This is a genomic window from Smaragdicoccus niigatensis DSM 44881 = NBRC 103563, from assembly GCF_000380645.1.
Lineage (GTDB): Bacteria > Actinomycetota > Actinomycetes > Mycobacteriales > Mycobacteriaceae > Smaragdicoccus > Smaragdicoccus niigatensis.
In genome coordinates, this window is record NZ_AQXZ01000015.1 from 98,736 (window position 1) to 119,361 (window position 20,626).

General features: G+C 64.9%; 21 protein-coding genes. 12 read left to right on the forward strand and 9 right to left on the reverse strand.

Annotation, left to right across the window (positions count from 1 at the left end; genetic code table 11):
- The first annotated feature begins 52 nt into the window (after positions 1–52).
- Positions 53–472: a DUF2771 family protein gene (locus F600_RS0108980; protein ID WP_018160274.1), complete on the forward strand. Its 420-nt coding sequence runs from the start codon at positions 53–55 to the stop codon at positions 470–472.
- A gap of 60 nt (positions 473–532) precedes the next feature.
- On the opposite strand, the gene F600_RS0108985 is transcribed toward F600_RS0108980, so the two are convergent.
- Positions 533–955, reverse strand: coding sequence for a cold-shock protein (locus F600_RS0108985; RefSeq protein WP_018160275.1), 423 nt, complete (start codon positions 953–955; stop codon positions 533–535).
- 220 nt (positions 956–1,175) lie between these two features.
- Between F600_RS0108985 and F600_RS0108990 the strand changes: the two genes are divergently transcribed.
- Positions 1,176–1,580 (forward strand): YccF domain-containing protein, encoded by a 405-nt coding sequence (locus F600_RS0108990; RefSeq protein WP_018160276.1) that lies wholly within the window; start codon positions 1,176–1,178, stop codon positions 1,578–1,580.
- A gap of 324 nt (positions 1,581–1,904) precedes the next feature.
- The gene (locus F600_RS27575) at positions 1,905–2,531 is read left to right on the forward strand and encodes a transglycosylase family protein (RefSeq protein WP_018160277.1); all 627 of its coding nucleotides are present in this window, start codon (positions 1,905–1,907) and stop codon (positions 2,529–2,531) included.
- A gap of 53 nt (positions 2,532–2,584) precedes the next feature.
- On the opposite strand, the gene F600_RS0109000 is transcribed toward F600_RS27575, so the two are convergent.
- Entirely contained in the window at positions 2,585–2,782 is a 198-nt protein-coding gene (locus F600_RS0109000; protein WP_018160278.1) for a hypothetical protein, read from the reverse strand.
- Positions 2,783–2,834: 52 nt separating this feature from the next.
- Here F600_RS0109000 and F600_RS0109005 point away from each other — a divergent pair, with 52 nt between their 5' ends.
- The 3 genes from F600_RS0109005 (at position 2,835) to F600_RS0109015 (ending at position 7,509) form a co-directional block, all read left to right on the forward strand.
- Entirely contained in the window at positions 2,835–5,114 is a 2,280-nt protein-coding gene (locus F600_RS0109005; RefSeq protein WP_018160279.1) for a helicase-associated domain-containing protein, read from the forward strand.
- Positions 5,115–5,176: 62 nt separating this feature from the next.
- Positions 5,177–6,835, forward strand: coding sequence for a DNA repair helicase XPB (locus F600_RS0109010; protein WP_018160280.1), 1,659 nt, complete (start codon positions 5,177–5,179; stop codon positions 6,833–6,835).
- A gap of 38 nt (positions 6,836–6,873) precedes the next feature.
- Positions 6,874–7,509, forward strand: coding sequence for a DUF3239 domain-containing protein (locus F600_RS0109015; protein ID WP_018160281.1), 636 nt, complete (start codon positions 6,874–6,876; stop codon positions 7,507–7,509).
- Here the strand turns inward: F600_RS0109015 and F600_RS27580 are convergent.
- On the reverse strand, positions 7,502–9,208 hold the full coding sequence (locus tag F600_RS27580; protein ID WP_018160282.1) for a lipase family protein: 1,707 nt from the start codon (positions 9,206–9,208) through the stop codon (positions 7,502–7,504). The genes F600_RS0109015 and F600_RS27580 overlap by 8 nt on opposite strands.
- 67 nt (positions 9,209–9,275) lie before the next feature.
- Here F600_RS27580 and F600_RS0109025 point away from each other — a divergent pair, with 67 nt between their 5' ends.
- Both F600_RS0109025 and F600_RS0109030 read left to right on the forward strand, forming a co-directional pair.
- The gene (locus F600_RS0109025; protein ID WP_018160283.1) at positions 9,276–10,466 is read left to right on the forward strand and encodes a pyridoxal phosphate-dependent aminotransferase; all 1,191 of its coding nucleotides are present in this window, start codon (positions 9,276–9,278) and stop codon (positions 10,464–10,466) included.
- A gap of 10 nt (positions 10,467–10,476) precedes the next feature.
- Positions 10,477–11,103 (forward strand): alpha-ketoglutarate-dependent dioxygenase AlkB, encoded by a 627-nt coding sequence (locus F600_RS0109030; protein ID WP_018160284.1) that lies wholly within the window; start codon positions 10,477–10,479, stop codon positions 11,101–11,103.
- Here F600_RS0109030 and F600_RS0109035 read toward each other — a convergent pair.
- The gene (locus tag F600_RS0109035; RefSeq protein WP_018160285.1) at positions 11,100–11,990 is read right to left on the reverse strand and encodes an oxidoreductase; all 891 of its coding nucleotides are present in this window, start codon (positions 11,988–11,990) and stop codon (positions 11,100–11,102) included. The two genes, F600_RS0109030 and F600_RS0109035, sit on opposite strands and share 4 nt — an antisense overlap.
- A 114-nt stretch (positions 11,991–12,104) precedes the next feature.
- On the opposite strand from F600_RS0109035, the gene F600_RS0109040 reads away from it, so the two are divergent.
- Positions 12,105–13,103 (forward strand): ABC transporter substrate-binding protein, encoded by a 999-nt coding sequence (locus F600_RS0109040; RefSeq protein WP_156024498.1) that lies wholly within the window; start codon positions 12,105–12,107, stop codon positions 13,101–13,103.
- A gap of 38 nt (positions 13,104–13,141) precedes the next feature.
- Positions 13,142–15,475 carry a glycerol-3-phosphate 1-O-acyltransferase gene (locus tag F600_RS0109045; protein WP_018160287.1) on the forward strand — a complete coding sequence of 778 codons (2,334 nt, stop codon included), beginning with the start codon at positions 13,142–13,144 and terminating at the stop codon, positions 15,473–15,475.
- On the opposite strand, the gene F600_RS27585 is transcribed toward F600_RS0109045, so the two are convergent.
- Positions 15,472–15,873 carry a cupin domain-containing protein gene (locus tag F600_RS27585; RefSeq protein WP_051090784.1) on the reverse strand — a complete coding sequence of 134 codons (402 nt, stop codon included), beginning with the start codon at positions 15,871–15,873 and terminating at the stop codon, positions 15,472–15,474. The two genes, F600_RS0109045 and F600_RS27585, sit on opposite strands and share 4 nt — an antisense overlap.
- A 188-nt stretch (positions 15,874–16,061) precedes the next feature.
- Here F600_RS27585 and F600_RS0109055 point away from each other — a divergent pair, with 188 nt between their 5' ends.
- Complete coding sequence (locus tag F600_RS0109055; RefSeq protein ID WP_018160289.1) at positions 16,062–16,913, forward strand: pseudouridine synthase; 852 nt, start codon at positions 16,062–16,064, stop codon at positions 16,911–16,913.
- Here F600_RS0109055 and F600_RS0109060 read toward each other — a convergent pair.
- Genes F600_RS0109060 through F600_RS0109075 form a run of 4 tightly spaced genes read right to left on the reverse strand, consistent with a single transcriptional unit; the run spans position 16,895 to position 19,785 of the window.
- Complete coding sequence (locus F600_RS0109060; protein ID WP_018160290.1) at positions 16,895–17,368, reverse strand: hypothetical protein; 474 nt, start codon at positions 17,366–17,368, stop codon at positions 16,895–16,897. The two genes, F600_RS0109055 and F600_RS0109060, sit on opposite strands and share 19 nt — an antisense overlap.
- A 21-nt stretch (positions 17,369–17,389) precedes the next feature.
- Positions 17,390–17,821 carry a hypothetical protein gene (locus F600_RS0109065; protein ID WP_018160291.1) on the reverse strand — a complete coding sequence of 144 codons (432 nt, stop codon included), beginning with the start codon at positions 17,819–17,821 and terminating at the stop codon, positions 17,390–17,392.
- Entirely contained in the window at positions 17,811–18,170 is a 360-nt protein-coding gene (locus tag F600_RS0109070; protein ID WP_018160292.1) for a hypothetical protein, read from the reverse strand. Before F600_RS0109070 ends, F600_RS0109065 begins: the two co-directional genes overlap by 11 nt.
- Before the next feature lie 43 nt (positions 18,171–18,213).
- Entirely contained in the window at positions 18,214–19,785 is a 1,572-nt protein-coding gene (locus tag F600_RS0109075; RefSeq protein WP_018160293.1) for a succinic semialdehyde dehydrogenase, read from the reverse strand.
- 218 nt (positions 19,786–20,003) lie between these two features.
- On the opposite strand from F600_RS0109075, the gene F600_RS0109080 reads away from it, so the two are divergent.
- The gene (locus F600_RS0109080; protein WP_245541505.1) at positions 20,004–20,615 is read left to right on the forward strand and encodes a TetR/AcrR family transcriptional regulator; all 612 of its coding nucleotides are present in this window, start codon (positions 20,004–20,006) and stop codon (positions 20,613–20,615) included.
- Positions 20,616–20,626: the final 11 nt, after the last annotated feature.

Genomic DNA, 20,626 nt, shown 5'->3' on the forward strand with positions numbered 1-20,626 from the left:
AATCCAGCGGATCGGCGCGCTCGTCGCAGTCGGCTTTGCGCTGCTCACCATCGTGTTCGTCGCGGTTGAGTTCTGGCTCATCCAGCGTGCGCCGAAGCAGCCACCCACACTCACCGCCTACGCGAACGGCAAGTCCATCGAGGTCGAGCCGACCCGGTACTGCTCGATCAAACTCGAGAACTGCCAAGACCGCCGGCAGGCAATCCTGCTCGTCCCGCGGGGCGACGTCCTCCAGGTCTCGCTCCCGGCGGAGATCGCCGATGCGCCGTGGAACCTCGTCCTCGAATACATCACGCGGGACGGCGTGATCTACCACGAGCAGGTCCAGCACTTCAGCGGCCCACGCATGGCGTCGTTCACCATCCCGACGAAGGACCAACTCGTTCTCATCGAGCTACAGCAGCCGTCTGCGCTCATCGACGAGAGCGGACTCCCCTACGCCCGCGCCTACTGGTCGCTTCGCACCCTCTGATCAGACGTAGCGAAAGAGCCGCTCACCGTGTGGTGAGCGGCTCTTTCGCGTGAGTGGGACCTAGTGGTCGAGCTCGCGAGCGAGCGTGCGGAGGATTTCCGCGATCTTCTTCGAGTGCGCGCGGTCCGGGTACCGGCCCTGCTGGAGGGACGGCTGGATCGTCGACTCGAGGGTCTTGATGGTGTCTTCGATGAGACCGTGCAGGACGTCGGCGGTGTACTTCTTCGGCGCCGGCTCCGAGCGCGGACGCTCCGTACGCTGACTCGTCGTCACGGACGGAATCGGGTCGAGAACCTTGACGGTCAGCGCTTGCGGACCCTTACGACCGGCCGCCATACCAAATTCGACGCGCTGGCCAGGCTTGAGACCCTCGACACCCTTCGGCAGCGCCGACGAGCGGACATAGACGTCCTCCCCTTCGTCCTGCGAAAGGAAGCCGAAGCCCTTTTCGACGTCGTACCACTTCACCTTGCCGGTAGGCACTTGTTCACCCGTTCATTCCCGACGTTGACGACGCTGTTTGCGCCGCTCAACTGTCCACTTGCGAAAGAAATGCGTCCTGATTGTGCAACGCAGCACAGGACGCGACTGTCGGCCAGTGTACTCCGCGCGTGATCACCCTGTGCAAACGCTTTTGACCTTGAACTGGCTACTCTGGAACCCGACAATCCACACCAGATCAACGGCCGACAGGACCCCGACGATGCGACTGATTCTGAACATCATCTGGCTGGTTTTCGGGGGCCTGTGGTTGGCCCTCGGCTACTTCCTGGCCGGCATCATCTGCTGCATCCTGATCATCACGATCCCGTTCGGCATCGCGTCCTTCCGGATCGGCGTCTACGCGCTGTGGCCGTTCGGCAAGAAGGTCATCGACAAGCCCGGTGCGGGTGCCGGCGCCATGCTCGGCAACATCATCTGGTTGATCTTCGCGGGCATCTGGCTGGCCATCGGCCACGTCATCACCGCGATCGCAATGGCCGTCACGATCATCGGAATTCCGCTCGCCATTGCGAACATCAAATTGATTCCGGTGTCACTCATGCCGCTGGGCAAGCAGATCGTCGACAACGACCAGGCCGTTACCTACTACGGGCCACGAAACTAGCGGGACACGCCGCCGCGATCGTGTGATCTTAGTCACACTGCCCCTCACTGAGGGCGTACCCACATTTGTCTGAAATCCATTCGCTACCAGTGAATTAACAGGAAATCGCACAGCTAATTCACAATCTGCACCATTTCCTCATTATTCCCATTCGATTTATTTCGTCACTTGCGTCACAGTACCGTCGTTCGCGGTTGCACTGGTGCGACCATTCGGAATCGCCGCGCACCTCTCGTCCTGCGATTCCGGCAAGAATGAACACGCATAGGACGAGAACAAAAGACGTTGATCGACCGGCGCGGTGCGGGAAACGGAACCACCCCCATGACCGGACGATCCAAGACTTTTCGCCTGACCCGAATCTTCACGTTCCTCGGCGTGCTCGTCGGTTCCACCGGCGTCGCCCTCGCCGCCACCAGCGCGCATGCGGCCACCGACTCAGACTGGGATCGACTCGCGAACTGTGAGTCGAGTGGCAACTGGGCCACGAACACCGGCAACGGATTCCAGGGCGGGCTGCAATTCACGCAGTCCACGTGGAACTCGTTCGGCGGCCAGGCCTACGCGCCGTCAGCTGACCAGGCCACGCGCGAACAGCAGATCGCCGTCGCGGAAGATGTTCTTGCCGGTCAGGGCTGGGGTGCCTGGCCCACCTGCTCGCAGAAGCTCGGACTCAACAGCCCGGCGACGCCGCGCCCGGCACCCCTGGGCCCATCCGCGCCGTCCGCTGCCCCGACCGCGGCCGAGGTCATGGTGTCGAAGCAAACCGCCGACCTCGCGACCACGGTCACGCAGGAGGCCGCACCGGAATTGACGGGTGAAGCAGTTCAGGCGTCGCAGACCGTGGCCAGTACGGCCGCGGACACCGGAATGCTCGACGAACTGGCCCAGATGATCGTCAAACTCCGGCCCATGGTCCGCCAAGCGCTCGCCGAGGCCTTCGGTTCCTAGGGCATAACGAATGCCCCACCGCCGAGTTCGGCAGTGGGGCATTCGGGAAGCAATTACTTGTTGATGACCGTCACGGGGTGACGGTACGGAAGCGATTCGACCGGCACCGGGAAGGTCGTGTCCTCGCCGAACGGCGAAAGTCCGCCAGCCCGATTCGAGGCGAGCTCACTGATGGCGTGCTCGCCATCCGGCACCGAAGGCCAACCGTTGTCTACGTAAGGCTTAGTAGTTTTGTTCACCACATCGCCCATTGTGTCACCTGCCCCCGTCGGTTCGTAGTCGAACTCTCTAGGCTTATTCGTGATGAGCACCACGATCCCCTCCACCGGCGACGATTCAGGCACGCTCACGGCGTGGCTGACCTCCCGCCCGGACCCGGAAATCGTGGAACTCGTTCGCGCACGGCCGGATCTGGTGATGCCGGCACCGCCGAACCTGCGCATTCTGGCGAGCCGCGCCGAGCAACGACACTCGGTCCTGCGGGCCGCCGATGAGCTGAGCATGCTGGCACTGATGATCATCGACGTGCTGGCTCTCGAGCAGGCGACGACCTATTCCGTACCGCGGTCCCGCATCTACGACTCAATCGGTAACCGGGCGCCCCGCCGGGCGATCGACACGGCGCTCGCCGACCTCATCCGGCTTGCGCTGGTCTACGGCACCAGCGAACTGCGTCTCGTGACCAACGCGACGGCGGCACTCCCCTGGCCGGTCGGCGAAGGCATCGAGTCCGAAACCGAACTGTCGGCGGCCGAGATCGACGCCGCGCTTTCCGAACTGACTCCGCCCGAACGCACGGTCCTCGAGCGGCTGGCGTACTCGGTTCCGGTCGGACGCACGCGCGACGCCGGCGAGGACGCTCCCACGGATCGGCCCATCCCCCGGCTCATCGCCCGGCGATTGCTCCGGCGAGTCGACGAGGAGACCGTCCTGCTGCCCGTCGGGGTCGGCCAAGCCGTGCGCGGTGAGCCGGTCACGCCCAAGGGTTCGCTCGCACATCCGACGATCCCGACCACCAAGCATGCGCCCGCGGATGTGGCGGCCGGTGCGGCCGCGGTCGCGATGGACGTGATCCGGCACTGCACCGGAATCATCGAGGAACTCGGTCGCAATCCGGCGCTCGCGCTACGGGGCGGCGGTCTGGGCGTTCGTGAGCTTCGTCGCGTCGCCAAGGTTCTGAGCCTCGAAGAATCGCACGTCAGCCTGCTCGTCGAGGTGCTGTCGGCGGCCGGTCTCATTGCTTCCGGGATGTCGGACGCGGTCGGTGACGTCGACGAACTGTGGGTCCCGACAGTGACTGCCGACGGCTGGCTCGACTCCGAACCCGCACGACAGTGGTCGGTGCTGGCGAACACCTGGCTGCAGATGCCGCGGCGGCCGTGGCTCATCGGAATGCGCGATGCAAACGGGAAGCCGTTGCCCGCGTTGTCGAGCGACCTCTTCAGCGCGTTCGCCGCGCGCGACCGCCGGATCGTCCTCGAAGTCCTCGCCAACCTCGACAGCGGTTCCGGCGCCGCCGCCCGCGACGTCTCCCGGATGCTCGCCTGGCAACGTCCCCGCTGGTCGACCCGCTTCAGCGAGGATGCCGTCGCGCACACGCTGCGCGAGGCGAACGAGCTCGGCCTCACGAGCCGCGGCGCGTTGACGCCGGCCGCGCGCGCACTTCTGCACGGTGGTGAAGCCGAATCCGAGATGGCCGCGGCCCTTCCGAAGCCGGTCGATTACATCCTCGTTCAAGCTGACCTGACCGTCATCGCGCCGGGTCCCCTGACGCGCGACTTGCACGATCGAATGAACGCCGTCGGCGACGTCGAATCGGCCGGTGGTGGTCTCGTCTATCGCATCAGCACCGAGTCGGTCCGCCGGGCGCTCGACAGTGGGCTGACCGCGGCCGATCTCCACGCACTGTTTTCCGTGCACTCGAAAACACCCGTGCCGCAATCGCTCACGTATCTGATCGACGATGTCTCGCGCCGGCACGGACAGCTGCGAGTCGGCATCGCGCAGTCGTTCATCCGGTGCGATGACCCGCAACTGGTCTCCCAAGTGCTCGCGACGCCCGCCGCCGACACGTTGATGCTGCGCGCCCTCGCACCGACCGTCATCATTTCGCAGGCTCCGATGCGCGAAGTTCTCACGTCGCTGCGCGCACTGGGATTCGTTCCGGCCGGCGAAGACGCGACCGGTGCCGTCCTCGATCTACGGTCGCGAGGCGCGCGGCTTCCGGCACGTCCGCAGGAGCCCCTCCGCGGTCCGCATCTGCCGAGCGACGAACAACTCGCAATGCTGATCGAAGACCTGCGGGCCACGGACCGAGCGGCGGCGGCGATCAAGTCCGGGCTGGTCAAGGTGGATGGGACGCGCGCGACGGGTGCGGCCACAATGGCCCTTCTCCAACTGGCCGTCAAGACTCGGCGGACCGTGAGCGTCGGGTACATCGACGCGGCCGGGATCGCCACCCAACGAATCGTCGAACCGGTCGCTCTCGGCGGCGGGACGTTCGATGCCCGGGACCCCGGATCGGGCACGCTGCGGCAGTTCACGCTGCACCGGATCTCGTCGGTCGCTTTCGTCGAATGGTGACAGCCAGCGCGTTCTTCCGCACAATGGTGGTTTGCGTTGTCGATTGAGGTTGAAGGTGAAGCGTGGCCGACGGACCACTGATCGTCCAGAGCGACAAGACTCTCCTGCTCGAGGTCGATCACCCGCTGGCCAACGACGCTCGGCAGGCGATCGCACCGTTCGCCGAACTCGAGCGCGCTCCGGAACACGTCCACACCTATCGGGTGACGCCGCTGGCACTCTGGAACGCCCGTGCCGCCGGCCATGACGCCGAGCAGGTCGTCGACGCGCTTGTTCGGTATTCACGCTTCGTCGTCCCGCAGGCACTCCTCGTCGACGTCGTCGACACGATGGCCCGGTATGGCCGTCTGCAGCTGACGAAGAGCCCGGTGCACGGTCTCACGCTCGTCAGCCTCGACCGCGCGGTGCTCGAAGAGGTGCTGCGCAACAACAAGATCAACCCCATGCTCGGCGCGCGCATCGACGACGACACCGTCATCGTGCATCCGAGCGAGCGTGGTCGCCTCAAGCAGATGCTGCTCAAGATCGGCTGGCCCGCCGAGGACCTCGCGGGATACGTCGACGGCGAAGCGCACCCGATCGCGCTCGATTTCGCGACCAACGAGTGGCACCTGCGCGACTACCAGGAGATGGCGGCGGACTCGTTCTGGGCCGGCGGTTCGGGCGTCATCGTGCTGCCCTGTGGTGCGGGCAAGACGATGGTCGGCGCGGCCGCGATGGCGAAGGCCCAGGCCACGACGCTGATCCTGGTCACGAACACGGTCGCCGGTCGTCAGTGGAAGCGAGAACTGCTGGCCCGCACGACGCTCACCGAGGAGGAAATCGGCGAGTACTCAGGTGAGAAGAAGGAGATCCGTCCGGTCACGATCGCGACCTATCAGGTCATCACGCGGCGGACCAAGGGCGAGTACCGGCACCTCGAACTGTTCGATTCGCGCGACTGGGGCCTGGTCATCTACGACGAGGTGCACCTGCTTCCGGCACCCGTCTTCCGGATGACCGCCGACCTGCAGTCGCGTCGGCGACTCGGCCTCACCGCGACGCTCGTTCGCGAAGACGGCCGCGAGGGTGACGTGTTCTCCCTCATCGGACCCAAGCGATATGACGCACCCTGGAAGGACATCGAGGCGCAGGGGTGGATCGCTCCGGCGGAGTGCATCGAGGTCCGCGTGACGCTGACCGACAACGAACGCATGCAGTACGCGGTGTCCGAACCCGAGGAACGCTACAAAGTCTGCTCGACCGCGCGTACCAAGATCGCGGTCGTCGAGTCGATTCTGGCCCGGCACAAGGACGCCCCCGCGCTCGTGATCGGCGCGTACCTCGACCAACTCGAAGAACTCGGCGAGCATCTCAACGCGCCGATCATCCAAGGTTCCACCCGGACGAAAGAGCGGGAGGCGCTGTACGACGCGTTCCGCCGCGGGGAGATCGGTGTGCTCGTGGTGAGCAAGGTCGCCAACTTCTCCATCGACCTACCCGAAGCGTCCGTTGCCATCCAGGTGTCCGGCACGTTCGGTTCTCGGCAGGAGGAAGCTCAGCGACTCGGGCGTCTGCTGCGACCGAAACAAGACGGCGGTCAGGCACACTTCTATTCAGTCGTCTCGCGCGACACGCTCGACACCGAATACGCCGCACACCGGCAGCGCTTCCTTGCCGAACAGGGTTACGCATACCGCATCACCGATGCTGACGACCTACTCGGTCCCGCGATCGGCTGAACAGGAACCAGACAGAGATGCATGCTACGAATGGAGTTATGCGCCGGTTCGAGTTCGCCGTCGATCGCGCTCATCTTCGTACCGCCAACGAAATCGTCGTTCACGCACGCCGGTTCCGGATCTCGGCCTTGGTTTCGAGCGTGATCTTCGCACTCGGCGCGGCCGTGCTTCTCGTCGTAGAGCACCCGTGGTCGTACATCCTCGGCGGCGTCCTGATCCTGATCTCGGTGACGGCTCTCTGGGTCGGTTTGCGGGCGCCACGGCGAGCGAAGCGAGTCAATGAACTGTATCGAGCGGGCGTCCTGGTTCCGGCCATCGTCGCGGAGGTCCGGCCACGCGGCGCGATTCTGCTCGCGCTCGTCGACATCTCGAAGCCAAACTCGACTCAGGCCCAGATGGCGCTCGTGACGCGCCGAGTCCAGACACTGCCCGGACACGCAATCGCGGTCGGCGAACGTGTTCCCGCGGTGCCCGACCTCAGCGATCGGCACCACGGCGACGATCACACCTGGCAGGTTGCGTCGGTGCTTCCGCTGGCGTGGGGAACGCCGGACCCTGAAGTCATCGCCGCGGCGACCTCGGCGATCACGGACTCCGAGTGGGAAAGCCTCGAGGCGCGGGTGTCCGCCTGGCGTCAACTGCACCCCGCCGGAACCCGGCACATCATCAGCTGACGGCCGCTCCACAACCCGGAGCCGGAACCGCCGCGAACCGATCCTTGGTCCACGCGATCAGGTCTGACACCGCCGGCGAGTCAGCCACGACGAGGGTCACGTGCCCTAATCCGGGATATTCGCGGTAATCAATGACCGAGCCTGCGGCGCACTGCGCAGCGATGAATTCTTTCTGCGTCTCCGCGGGTATGACATCGTCGATCTCCCCCTGCGCAATCCGGACCGGCATGGAAAGCCGCTGCGCAGGAACGTTTTCCGCCAACCGCTCACCGAAGGCACCGCCCGCGGGATCCCGGACCCAGACCTGCCGGTTGATCATCGCCGAGATCGCCGTCGACACCAGAATTCCGAAGTCATCGGTACAGCGCACCGCGATCGCCCGCACCGGAACCTCGAGGACGGGCCGGACATAGTCGGCGACTTTCACGTTCGGATAGTTCGCCGCGTAGCCCGCCACCAGGTACGCGCCGATCGTGACGCCGTCGCGCTCCGACTTCAAGTGGGCGATGACCTTCGGTAGATCCGCAGCCGGAGCGAGCGCCCCGACCCCGACGATGTTCAGTTCGGGCGCATATGAGCCGGCCAGAATCCCCGTCCACAAAGCGGCGTGCCCGCCCTGGGAGTGTCCCCACACGGCGGTCTGCGGCGAGAGTTCCATCCCGGCGATGTGGTGGGCGGCGCGCACGGCGTCGAGCACCGCACGTCCCTCGCCTTGCCCGATCATGTACGGACTCGGCCCTTCGGTGCCGAGCCCGATGTAGTCGGGTGCGACGACCGCCCAGCCGTTCTTGATGGCCTCGGTCGGGGGCGGGCCGTAGGTGTCGAACGAGTTGTTGAGCGACGGTGCACATCCTCGGGCAATGCCGGTCGTGCCGTGGGCCCAGGCGATAACCGGTGTCTGCGGACCGGCATTCGCAGGCACGACGACGAGTGCACTGCCGAGCGCCGGTGAGCCATCGTCCCGACTGGTGACGTACAGAATCCGCCAGGCCCGACTCCCCGGCGGGACCGAACCGGTGTAGTCGTGCGCTTTGAGGAGCTTGCCCGGCGCGCCCGCCGTCGAGGCGGCCTCGTAAAACGCGTCCGGATGGCGCATGTGAACCTGCAGCAACGTGCTGACCGCCGCGAGAACGATCGTCGACACGAGGGCCACCGCCGGCAGCCACAACTGCCGAAGACGCGGAAAGCGCGGCGGAGCGGAATGCTGCCTGGGCTTCGAGTCGCTGCGGAAGGCACGCAGAATCAATGCCCATCCGCTGATCGCGATCCACAGCGCAACGACCTCGGCGATCACGATCAAGGTGACGCCCGGCCAGATGAGCGCCAACAACCCGAGGATGATGCCCGCGATCCCGAAGGCGCCGGCCTCGAACCGGTCGATTGCCGTGCCCCGGAGGGTACTCAGCAGCCGGATCACGCCGTTGACGAGAAGCGCGATTCCCACGACTAGCGTCAGTGCTCCGGCCGTGACGCTCGGAATGAGGATGACGACCGTCGCCGCGACGATCCACACCACGAGCCGCAGAATCGGCGCGACCCAATGGTGGTCGCGCAACGCGAGGAGCTCACCCACGGCCAGGACGAGAAAGCCCCCGGCCACCAGGACTACGAGAAGCTCCAACGACGCAAATGGCTCGACGACGAGTGCGGCGCCCAGCACCAGCAGCACCAGGCCACCCAGTGCGGCAAGCCATTTCATGTCGCCGATGCTACGGACTCCGGGCTGATCAGGTACCGCAAGCGAAGTCGGACTAAGTTGTCACGACATGAGCGGTTTTTCGTCGACCCCGTTGGCGGCCCAGCGCACGGTCGAGCGGTTGCGCCCGTTCGCCACCACGATCTTTGCCGAGATGACGGAGTTGGCGGTTCGCCATGGCGCCGTGAACCTCGGTCAGGGATTCCCCGACGACGACGGACCCGCGGAGATGCTGCGCCAGGCTCAACAGGCGATCGCAAGCGGCCTCAACCAGTACCCGCCGGGTCGCGGTATGCCGGTCCTTCGCAATGCAATCGCACGCGACCGGGAACTCCGGTATGGCCAGGTCTACGACCCGGAGGTCGGTGTCCTCGTGACGGTCGGCGCGACCGAGGCGATCTCGGCAGCTATCCTCGGCCTCGTCGAACCCGGCGATGAAGTCCTGCTCATCGAGCCGTACTACGACTCCTACGCGGCCTCCGTGGCCCTCGCGGGCGCCGTCCGGCGGACGGTTCCGTTGGTTCGCGACGGCGACGGATTCGCACTCGATCTGGATGCGTTGCGTCGGGCGCCCGGTCCGCGCACCCGCATGATCATCGTGAACAGTCCGCACAACCCGACCGGAACCGTGCTCAGCCGCGACGAACTGCTGGCGATCGCCGAAGTCGCAAAAGAACACGACCTCGTCGTGGTCGCCGACGAGGTGTACGAGCATCTGACCTTCGGCGAGCGTCCGCACCTGTCGATCGCATCGCTGCCTGACATGTACGAACGAACCGTGGTCATCTCCAGCGCGGCCAAGACCTTCAACGTCACGGGGTGGAAGACGGGCTGGGCCTGCGGTCCGGAATCGCTCATTGACGCGGTCCGCGCAGCCAAGCAGTTCATGACCTTCGTGGCCGGCGGACCGTTCCAGCCCGCGGTCGCGTACGCGCTCGAAAACGAGCAGGAGTGGATCAAGACCTCCCGGGACTCGTTCGATGCGCGGCGCCGACTGTTGAATTCCACCCTCGTCGACCTCGGACTCGATGTGACACGTTGCGACGGAAGCTATTTCATCTGCGCCGACATCACGTCGCTCGGCGCGGACGACGCGCTTGCCTTCTGCCGCGAACTGCCCGGCCGGATCGGCGTCGCCGCGGTACCGGTCAGCGTCTTCACCGACCACACCGAACCGTGGCGAAGCTTCGTTCGATTCACATTCTGCAAATCGGTCGAAACGATGCAGGAGGGCGTTGCGCGACTCGCGAAGCTAAAGTAGCTTCGAACATGTGTTCGCATCGCTTCAGGACAGCTTGTTCGATTGTTCCGAGCCATCCGTGCCCGCATTGCCGGGTCGCCTTCGGCGCACCGTCCTGACCGACGGTGCCTGGGTCGACCATCTGCCGGGCTGGATGGGCGGCTCGGCGCAACTTTTCGACGCCCTCTCCGAGACGGTGCCGTGGCGGTCCGAAAGCCGCCCGATGTACGACAAGGTGGTCGCCGTACCCCGGTTGACGTGCTTCTACGACGAGAACGACCCGCTCCCCGATCCCCTGTTGACCGATGCCCGGGACGCGCTCAATCGCTACTACCTCGACGAACTCGGCGAGCCGCTACGCACAGCGGGGCTCTGTCTTTATCGCGACGGCAACGACAGCGTCGCCTGGCACGGCGACACGATCGGTCGCGGAAAACTCGAAGACACGATGGTCGCCATCGTGTCGTTCGGGACCTCGCGTCCGCTGTTGCTGCGGCCTTGCGGTGGCGGTACATCCCTGCGGTTCCACCTCGGGCACGGCGACCTGCTGGTGATGGGCGGCTCGTGCCAGCGGACGTGGGAACACGCCGTCCCGAAGATCACCGGCGCGACCGGACCCCGCATCAGCGTTCAGTTCCGGCCGCGGGGAGTTCGTTAGGCCATCAACCCGTTGAACGAGAACTTCACGCTCGTCAGCGATTCGGACAGATTCCACAGCTCGCGGGCGACCAACGGGTCGCGGGACGCACGCGTCGACTTCGCCGGCCCCGGACTGCCACGCATCCCGAAGAAACCCTGCGGGCCGATGTAGTCCCCGCCGGCAACGTCCGGCTCGGTCGCCGCGAACAGAACCGGCAACGCACCCGTACGGACGTGCTGCGCGACGAGCATGTTGCCGAGCGCCATCACGTGGCCCTGAATCGACTCCGTGTGGCCCTGCAGACCCGTCGCGGTGTAGCCGGGGTGTGCGGCAAGCGACCGAACCTTCGAACCCGCGTTGGTGAGACGGCGCTGCAGTTCGTAGGCGAACATCAGGTTCGCGAGCTTGGACTGCGCATAGGCGAGCCAGCGGCTGTAGGGCCGCACCCGCCAGTTGAGATCGTCGAGGTCGATCGCCCCGTACGAGTGGAACGAGCTCGACACCGTGACAACGCGATCGCGCACGCATTCCAGCAACTGACCAGTCAGGGCGAAGTGCCCGAGATGATTGGTGCCGATCTGCAGCTCGAAGCCGTCGCTCGTACGGCCGAACGGCACCGCCATGACACCGGCGTTGTTGATGAGAACGTCGATCTCGTCGATCGAGCTGGCGAACGCGGAGATCGATTCGAGGCTGGTCAGATCCAGTTTCCGGACGTCAGCGTTCGACCCGATCTGGCGGGCGACCTCCTCGCCGGCATCCAGATCGCGAACCGCCAAGATCACCTGAGCCCCGCTGCGCCCCAATGCTCGCGCAGTAGCTTCACCAAGACCACTGGTGGCGCCGGTGACAACGAACGTTCGGCCGCGCTGGGCGGCGATGTTCCGCTCGCTCCAACTCGTCACGGCGATAGCTTACGACGGGGTAAGAATGGCCTTCGAGGCACACCTCGCCAGGAAGTGAATCGCGGTATCGTCAGCGGAAGTTCGCCTGCCAGGGTGCCTCGCTAGGAGTTGTGTGTGAGTTCATCACGCGGTACGGCCCGAGTGGCAGCCTTCCTGGTGCTCGCGCTGTTCGCCGGGTTGATCAGCGCGTGCAGTGGGCCTGCGGTGGTCGTGCGGGTGGCACACTCCCGCGGCGAAACCCGCGTTCCCCTCGGGCCGACGCGCATCGTCGCTCTCGGACGCCAATGGATCGACACGATGAGCGCGCTCGGAGTCGCACCGGTCGGCTACCTCGACGACTTCTCCACGATCGCCGGCGAGCCTGCGCCCTGGCCGGTCAACGTTCCGGACAGTGCGACTGTCATCGACCCGGGCGGCGACCTCGCGGCGCAGATCAGTGCACTGAAACCGGATTTGATCCTGGCGTCGAGTTACGCCTCCAGCGAGGCCGATTTCAATGCGATGTCGAAGATCGCGCCGACGCTGCCCAACCTCACCACCGTCGGCGCCGACTCCTGGAGTTCTCAGCTCGACATCCTGGGCAAGATCGTGGACAGACAGCAGCAGGCCAAAGATCTCATCGACGGTTTCAAGAAGCGTGTCGCCGACATGGCCGCGAAGTATCCGCATCTCAAAGGCGAGACGTTCCTCAAGGTTTCGGTGGACTCGCCGATGACGGTGTCGGTCCTCGCGTCAGGCGCGGATTCCCCCACGCGCCTCCTCGGAATGACCCGCCCCAAGCAGTTCGAGGAATCACTGGAGAAGACGTACAGCGTCAGTCTGCCGTTCAGCCGGATCAAGGAACTCAACTCCGACGTCCTGTTCATCATGGGCACGGAGGACCTGCAGACCGCCTTCCGGGAAGCCGACGGCTACGACAACCTGCTCGCGGTGAAGCGCGACACGATCCTTTTCCTCGACCCGGTCATGAGTCTCGCGGTCAATCGGCCGTCGATTCTTTCCCTCCCCTACGTGCTCGCGAAGACCGATTCGCTTTTCGCGCGCGCCGACGCCTTCGCCGCACCGCTGGCGACCGCTTCCACCGATACGCCGACGACAGAACCTCAGCGGTAACGACCAACTCGCGGACCACGAGAGGTGTTGGCAGCAAAATGGATTCCATGACAACGCACGTTGTGCTCGCGGACACCACCACTGCGGTCGAGAGGAAACTCATCGAGCAGTGGCTCGCGCACGGCGGTGTCGAGGGCGCCACCCGCAAGCCGACCTTGGTGTCGCTCAACATCAGCGACATCGAGTCCAAGCTCCTGTTCCGCACCGATGACCCCTTGGTTCTACCCGTGCAGGTGTTGTGGCTGCCCCCGGAGCGCGACGGAGTTCGTCGGTCCCAACTCCGAGATCTGGCGACCTTCACGAACCCGCGGAACCCGAACCGGCTGGCGCAACGGTGGATCGTCAAAAACGCGCCGGACCGGCACCGCATCCTGACCGGCGAGCCCGCCCGCCTGAGCGAACTCAAGGCTCGCAACGCCAAGGCCGGCGGAGCGATGGACTCCGATTCGCAGGCCCGGTTCATCAAGCGAAGCGCCGTACGCGCCCTGTTGCGCGCGGAGCGATCAGTGATCGGCGACCGCTACAAGGTCCCGCGCCTCGTCGCCGAGGAAATCCTCGACACTCCGGCGTTCCAACAAGAGCTCAAGCGCCTCGCCGCCGAACTGGGCATGAGTCCAGCCGAGGTGAACCAGCGCGCCGAGGAGAACCTCCGCGAACTCGTGGCCGTTCAGTCACGACTGCTGACCGACCTGTTCACGCAGGCCATGGGTCAGATTCACAAGCGGGCCTACCACCCGGACGTCGACGAGGCGGGGCTGCGCAAACTGCAGGCGTTGAACCGCAGGTACCCACTTGTTTTCCTGCCGTCGCACCGCAGCTACGTCGACCCGTTCGTCCTCGGCGAAGTGCTTGCGACGCACGAATTTCCGCCGAACCACGTCATGGGTGGCGCAAATCTGAACTTCTGGCCGATGGGACCGATCGCGCGCCGGACGGGCACGGTGTTCATCCGGCGCAGCTTCGGAAACGACATGATCTACCGAACCGTCATGGAGGAGTACTTCGCGTACTTGCTGTCCAAGCGGTTCAACCTCGAGTGGTACATGGAGGGCGGCCGTACCCGCACCGGAAAGCTGCGCCCGCCCAAGTACGGCCTGCTCAACTATGTCGCCGACGCGGTACGCGAAGGGCGGGCCGAGGACGCGATGATCGTCCCGGTCTCGATCACCTATGAGCGTCTCAACGAGCTCGGTGCGATCGCCGATGAGCAGACCGGCGGCCAGAAGCAGTCCGAGGGCCTCGCGTGGATGGCTCGCTACATCCGGAGCCAGCAGCAATCGACCGGTCACGTCTACATCCGATTCGGTGCGCCGCTCTCGGCCCTGGACCGCCTGGCCGCGCACGGCGATTTGAAGGCGCGCGCCCGCAAGGGTGAAGACGTCGGCGAGATCACCGACGATGCAGACAGCGCGGCATTCCGGATGGCCGTCCAGAAGCTCGCGTTCGAGACCGCCGTCGGCATCAACGCCGTCACCCCGATTTCCGCGAACGCACTGGTGACACTGGCTCTCCTGGGTGTCAACCGTGCGCTCACGATCAGCGAGGTCGAGAACGTCATCGCACCCGTTCGCGCCTATATCAGGCAACGGAACATCCCCGGCGGCGGTCTCGAGGCCCTGGCCAACCGTTCCGGCCTCATCGGCGTTCTGACCCGCCTCGAGCTCGCGAAGGTCGTCACCGGTTACACCGGCGGAGTGGAGGCGGTCTACACGATCGAGCCCGGTCAGCACCTGATCGCGGCCTTCTATCGCAACAACGCCATCCACTGGTTCGTCAGTCGCGCGATCCTCGAACTCGCGATCATGCGGGTGTTCGAAGACAACGCCGAAGACGCTTACATGGCCACGTGGGAGGAAGCGCTACGACTGCGCGACCTGCTGAAGTTCGAATTCTTCTTCTCGAACCGCAAGACCTTCCGCGCCGAACTCGAAGCGGAACTGAACCTCATCGACCCGGGCTGGACGCCGGAGAGTCTCAGCGGTCCGGACCTCCGGAAGAAGCTGCGGGACACCGGCTTCATGACCGCTCACCGCACGCTGCGCTCGTTCTTCGATGCGCAGCTCGTGGTGGCGGAGCGGCTTGTCGCAACCCCGGTCGACCAGACCGTCGACAAGCCCGAATTCCTCGACGAGTGCGTCAACGTCGGACGTCAGATGTTGTTGCAGAACCGAATTCACAGCACGGAATCGGTGTCGTCGGAGCTGTTCACGACGGCGTTGAAACTCGCCGACAACCGGGGCCTCGTTGCACCCGGCGCCGACGACCTGCATTCGCGCCGCCGTGCCTTCGCGTCCGAACTGCGCGAGATCACATCCCGCCTCAACCGCGTGCAGGCTCTCGACGCGTCGAACCTCAAGACGCTCGACGACTAGGAAATGTGCCCCGCAGTCGCTGCCGCATGCTCTGCAACGTTCTTGGCGAAGCTCGCGGCGGTCGGGCTCTCGAACTCGTAGCCGACGAACGTCTCGTCGCCGACGACCCAGGCATCGTGGCCCGGCTCGATCACGTACGCACTGCCCGGAGTGATATCAGCTTCCGAGCCGTCGTTGTGCACGATGTGCATCTGACCGGAGATGACCACGCCGAAGTGCTTGGCCTGGCAACTGTCTCCACCGACGACCGGCTTGATGCACTCCGACCATTTCCAACCGGGCTGCGCAGTCAGTCGGGCGGCCTTCTGCCCGTTCACGTCAACGACGTCCACCCGCGTCTTCTCCGGGCTTCGGGTCTCGTCGGGGCTGTCGAAACTGCGTGCCTTTACTCCTGCCATGACTCTCTCCTCACCAACTATCGCGATACCGATCTGGTACCCACTGTCGATCGTCGTCCCGTCGCCAGGACTGCGAAAGACATAGAGCCAGGTCGTCACCGTTCTGTCAGGAGCGGCTGCGCATGGCCTAGGTTCGAGGCGTGACGAAGACCCATCCCCCACTTCGAAACGGGTTGAATGCGGTCTCGATGCGGCTGCCGGCTGGTTCTTTCGCGACGGTCGCCGAGTATCTCGTCAGCCGGTTCGGAGAGACTGCGATCGAAGCCGTGAACAGCGAAAACGTGCTCGACGAGCGGTTGGCTCCGATCGACCTCGACACGCAGTATCGAGCGAACGCGACGATCTGGATCTATCGCGAGCCCGCCGAGGAGGTGGCGGTCCCGTTCGACATCGAGATCGTGCACCGCGATGACGATCTGGTGGTCATCGACAAGCCGCACTTCCTCGCGACGATGCCGCGCGGACGCCACGTGACCGAATCCGTGCTCGTGCGTCTGCGGAGGCTGCCCGGACTCGAAGCATGCTCCCCAGCCCACCGCCTCGACCGCCTGACCGCGGGCGTGCTGATCTGCACGGTTCGGCCAGAAGTCCGTGGCGCGTACCACGAACTTTTCGCATCGGGCCAAGCCGAGAAGACGTACGAAGCAATCGCCCCGGTCAGCGACGCGGAATTCCCGCTCACCTGCACGAGCCGGATCGTCAAGGAACGCGGCGTGCTGCAAGCCCGCGAGATCACGGGCGCGCCGAACAGCGAAACCGTCGTGTCGAAGGTCGAAACCCGCGGCGATTTCGCCCGCTACGAATGTCGTCCGATAACCGGGAAAACGCACCAGATTCGGGTGCACCTCAATGCGCTCGGCATTCCGATCGTCGGGGACCCGCTCTACCCCGAGGTGCTGCCGGATGCGGCTCCGGACTTCACCAATCCGCTTCGGCTACTGGCGAAGTCGATCGCGTTCCGCGATCCGATAACCAGCGTGCTCCGCGAGTTTCGGAGCCACCGAACACTCGATTGGCCGGATCAAGCGAAGTCAAAATAAGCGACCCAACGGTCCACGAGCGCCGCCTCGACCTCCTCGACGGTCGGCATCCGGTCGACGTTCACCTTGAGCGCGATGTACTGGGCCTTCTTGTATCCGAGCTGCTCGAGGATCGCGTGGAAGACCTTCGCCATCTCCATGCGATCTTCGACAACGGTCACGTGTGCGCGCTGCATACCCTCGCCAGTCGTGACGTCGATATCGGCGCCGCCGCGCAGGTTGTAGCGCCATTTCGCCCCGATGCTGGCGACAGTCCGGCCGTTGAGCTCGTGCCGCCCGATGAGCACGTCGAACTTCTTCCCCGACTTACGCCCGACGATGTGCACGATCATGAAGTTCTTGCCGACCTTCCGGCGCAGCGGCGACTTCAGAAGCAGCGTGATGACTCTGTTGGCGACGGCCTTCATGCGGTCCGGCGGGAAGAACGGCTCAACCGCGGGTGTCTCGGAGCTCATGGCGGCGAATGTAGCACCGAGTTATTCGCCAGGACGCTGATCCACGTCGTAGCGAGTTCGCTCCGGTGCCCGCCGCCGACGAGGTGCCCGTCGCAGTGCCCGGCTGACCCCGGAGATCGTGCCGTAGACGCCGTCCGCGATCGTGTCGTGGATTTCGTGGACCACCTTGGTGACCGGCGCGGTCGCCGGGATCGCCTCGAGAATGCCGAACGGAATGTTGGCGATTGCATGGTGGGCCTGCTGGACGATCGAGTTCGTCACCTCGACACTCGCCGTCGTCGCTTCGAGCGCTTCCAGGGCAGCGGCCATCCGCGCGTTCTCGGCGATGATCGCCCGCAGTCGTCGAATCTCGGCCGTGGTTCGGGCGGTTTGCGCGCGCTGCTGGATCACTACTCGACCGCCGGCACCCGTGAGGACGAGTGCGGCGAGGGTGAGAATCCAGCTAGCGGACATGAATCTTCACGTCCGCTTCGACGCCATGGCCGGCAAGTTGTTCGCGCAGAATTCCAGCGGCCTTGACGTACACGATCTGGTTGAGCAGGTTGGGCGCGACTGCTCCCGCGACCGGTGCCAACTTGTTCTCCGAGGCCGCCAACTCGCCTGGGTTGAGGATCTCGATGGTGATGAACCGGCCCCTCCCCGGCATCGCCGAGGCATCGGGACTCCGGACGGCTTCGGCACGCAGCGGAGCGACCGCGGCTTCGAGCTTGGCGTTCTGCTGACGGATCTTCATCGTTTGGGCGAAGAGCACCGCCAGCAGAACGGCGATACCGACCAAGACGATGAGGTGCACGATCTCCACCTCATCAGCCTAGGCCGTAATGGGACCCGGGGTCCCGGGAGATTTACTTCAGGCCGATGCGCTTCATGAGCGACAGGCTCACGGTCATGGCCTGCGCGTACAGCTTGTCCGAGACGCCGGGCGGCGGCGCGATCGGGTGGATGCGCTGTGCGGCGATCGTCTGGGTGCTGACGTACTTGAGGATGCCCTCGGTTCCGTGACGACGGCCGCTGCCGGAGTCACCGAGACCACCCGACGGTGCGTCCACGCTGCCCCACGCGGCGGCGAAGCCTTCGTTGATGTTCACGGCGCCGGCCTTGATCTGCTCAGCGACCTTCCGGCCCTCGCTGACGTCGCTGGTGAAGACGCACGCATTGAGGCCGTACGTGGTGTCGTTCGCGCCGTCGATGGCCTCTTGGTCACTGCTGACCTTGTAGATCGAGACCACGGGGCCGAAGGTCTCCTCGCGGAAGACGGTCATGCCTTCCTTCACGCCTTCGAGCAGCGTCGGCTCGTAGAAGAACTGCCCGAGGTCCGGACGCGCCTTTCCACCGACGAGCACCCGGGCACCCTTCGCGACCGCGTCGTTCACGTGCTCGTTCACGGTGTCGAGCTGGCGGGAGAACGTCAAGGAGCCCATATCGCTGTTGAATTCCAGGTCCGAACCGAGAACCATGTCGTTGATCTCGCTCACAAACGCCGCGACGAAGTCGTCGTAGACGTCCTCGTGGACATATGCGCGCTCCATCGACTCACACAGCTGCCCTGCGTTCGCGAAGCAGGCGCGGATGGCGTGCTTGGCGGCGGACTTGACGTCGGCATCGGCGCGAACCACCATCGGGTTCTTTCCGCCGAGCTCGAGCGAGCAGCCGATCAGACGGCTCGCGGCCTGCTGCGCGACGGTCTTTCCGGTCGCGGTCGAACCGGTGTAGTCAACGAAGTCGGTGCGCTTGATGAGCTCGTCGCCGATGACCCGGCCACGACCAAGGACTGCCTGCCACAAGCCGGCCGGCAAACCCGCCCGCTCGGCGAGTTCAATCGCATAAAGGGCGGTGAGCGCGGTCTGGTTGTCCGGACGCGAGATGACCGCGTTACCTGCGATGAGTGCCGGCAGCGCGTCCGACGCGGACAGCGCCAGCGGGTAGTTCCACGGCGAGATGACCGTCACGACACCCTTGGGTCGACGGATCTCCTCGGCCTGGGTCAGCAGCGGAATCGCGCCGCCGCGGCTCTTCTTGCTGAGCAGCCCCGGTGCGACCTTGCAGTAGTAGCGAGAGTTGTTCGCCACGTCCAGCACCTCGTCGAACGCGTGCAGACGCGACTTCCCCGACTCGGTCTGGAGAATGTCGAGCATCGTCTTCTGCTCGCTCAGGATGAGGTCGTGGAACTTGCTGAAGATGGCAACGCGCTTCGAGACGGGAAGCTCAGCCCATTCCTTCTGCGCGCGACGGGCGGTCGCGAAGGCGGCGTCGATGTCGTCGATGGAGGACTGCGGCAGATTGCCAATCTTCTTGCCGGTTGCGGGCGCGAAAACTTCGACCGATGGCGCACCGCCCGCAATGGCACGGGAAGTCAGCCGCTCAACGAGATCCGACGGGAGAGCCGTTTCGGTCGTCTGCTGCGGTGCAGTTGTCATCTTCGACAGTCCTTAGTGTTCGGAACATTGTTGGTTGTGCGGGAACACAGTGCCGGGGCGGAAATCGTGTTCGGCAGAACATTTCCTTAACAGCGGTGTTCGTCTAACAGTGATGTTAAGTTAAACGCGGTGAATCCATGAGTGTCAAGCAACCCACCCCGAAACGCGGCAGGCGTCCACAGTCCGCCGCGGAGTCTGATCGCGTCCGTGCTCATATCGTGTCAGCTGCGGGAGAAGTGTTTGCCGAATTCGGCTCGCGAGGCTGCAACGTTGCCCGAATCATTGAACGCGCCGAGATCGCCCGGCCGACGTTCTACCGATATTTCGCCAACGCGATCGAGCCGCTGAACGTCTTGCTCGACGACTCCGACGAAGCGTTGGTGAGAGGCGTCGCCGCGGCGGTCGCGAGCACCGACGACTCGATCGAGATGGGCATTCGGGTCATCGACGCCTACCTGGAATGGGCGCACACGCGCGGGAGCGTGCTGCGGCCGCTGTTCGCCGAGCTGTATGACCTCTCTTCTCCGGTGTGCGCACACCGGGAACGCGCCCTGGACCTGATCCGAAAGCTCATCGTCGAGAAGACCGTCGAACTCGGGCGGCCGGCGCCGAGCCCACTGGTCCTGGACTCCATGCTCAACGCCTGCGAGTTCGTCGTCTTCCGCGTTCTTTCCGAGGGCCTCCAAGACACGGAATCGCTTGCGGAAGCACGCATCACGATGATCCGGATGGCTCTGGTCACGGTGGGCAACACCGACGACATCGCGCGCGCGTTGACTGTGCCGGGTCTTTTTCTCGCACCTCCAACTCCAGGCGACCAAGCCTCCTAATGTGAGGGGCG

Excerpts from the sequence above, each read along its gene's own strand:
- F600_RS27575 (WP_018160277.1), top strand. The coding sequence starts at position 1,905 with ATGACCGGACGATCCAAGACTTTTCGCCTGACCCGAATCTTCACGTTC.
- F600_RS27585 (WP_051090784.1), bottom strand. The coding sequence starts at position 15,873 with ATGGCAGGAGTAAAGGCACGCAGTTTCGACAGCCCCGACGAGACCCGA.
- F600_RS0109000 (WP_018160278.1), bottom strand. The coding sequence starts at position 2,782 with ATGGGCGATGTGGTGAACAAAACTACTAAGCCTTACGTAGACAACGGT.
- F600_RS27580 (WP_018160282.1), bottom strand. The coding sequence starts at position 9,208 with ATGAAATGGCTTGCCGCACTGGGTGGCCTGGTGCTGCTGGTGCTGGGC.
- F600_RS0109065 (WP_018160291.1), bottom strand. The coding sequence starts at position 17,821 with ATGTCCGCTAGCTGGATTCTCACCCTCGCCGCACTCGTCCTCACGGGT.
- F600_RS0109015 (WP_018160281.1), top strand. The coding sequence starts at position 6,874 with ATGCGCCGGTTCGAGTTCGCCGTCGATCGCGCTCATCTTCGTACCGCC.
- F600_RS0109075 (WP_018160293.1), bottom strand. The coding sequence starts at position 19,785 with ATGACAACTGCACCGCAGCAGACGACCGAAACGGCTCTCCCGTCGGAT.
- F600_RS0108990 (WP_018160276.1), top strand. The coding sequence starts at position 1,176 with ATGCGACTGATTCTGAACATCATCTGGCTGGTTTTCGGGGGCCTGTGG.
- F600_RS0109060 (WP_018160290.1), bottom strand. The coding sequence starts at position 17,368 with ATGAGCTCCGAGACACCCGCGGTTGAGCCGTTCTTCCCGCCGGACCGC.
- F600_RS0109055 (WP_018160289.1), top strand. The coding sequence starts at position 16,062 with ATGCGGCTGCCGGCTGGTTCTTTCGCGACGGTCGCCGAGTATCTCGTC.
- F600_RS0109005 (WP_018160279.1), top strand. The coding sequence starts at position 2,835 with ATGAGCACCACGATCCCCTCCACCGGCGACGATTCAGGCACGCTCACG.
- F600_RS0109045 (WP_018160287.1), top strand. The coding sequence starts at position 13,142 with ATGGATTCCATGACAACGCACGTTGTGCTCGCGGACACCACCACTGCG.
- F600_RS0109025 (WP_018160283.1), top strand. The coding sequence starts at position 9,276 with ATGAGCGGTTTTTCGTCGACCCCGTTGGCGGCCCAGCGCACGGTCGAG.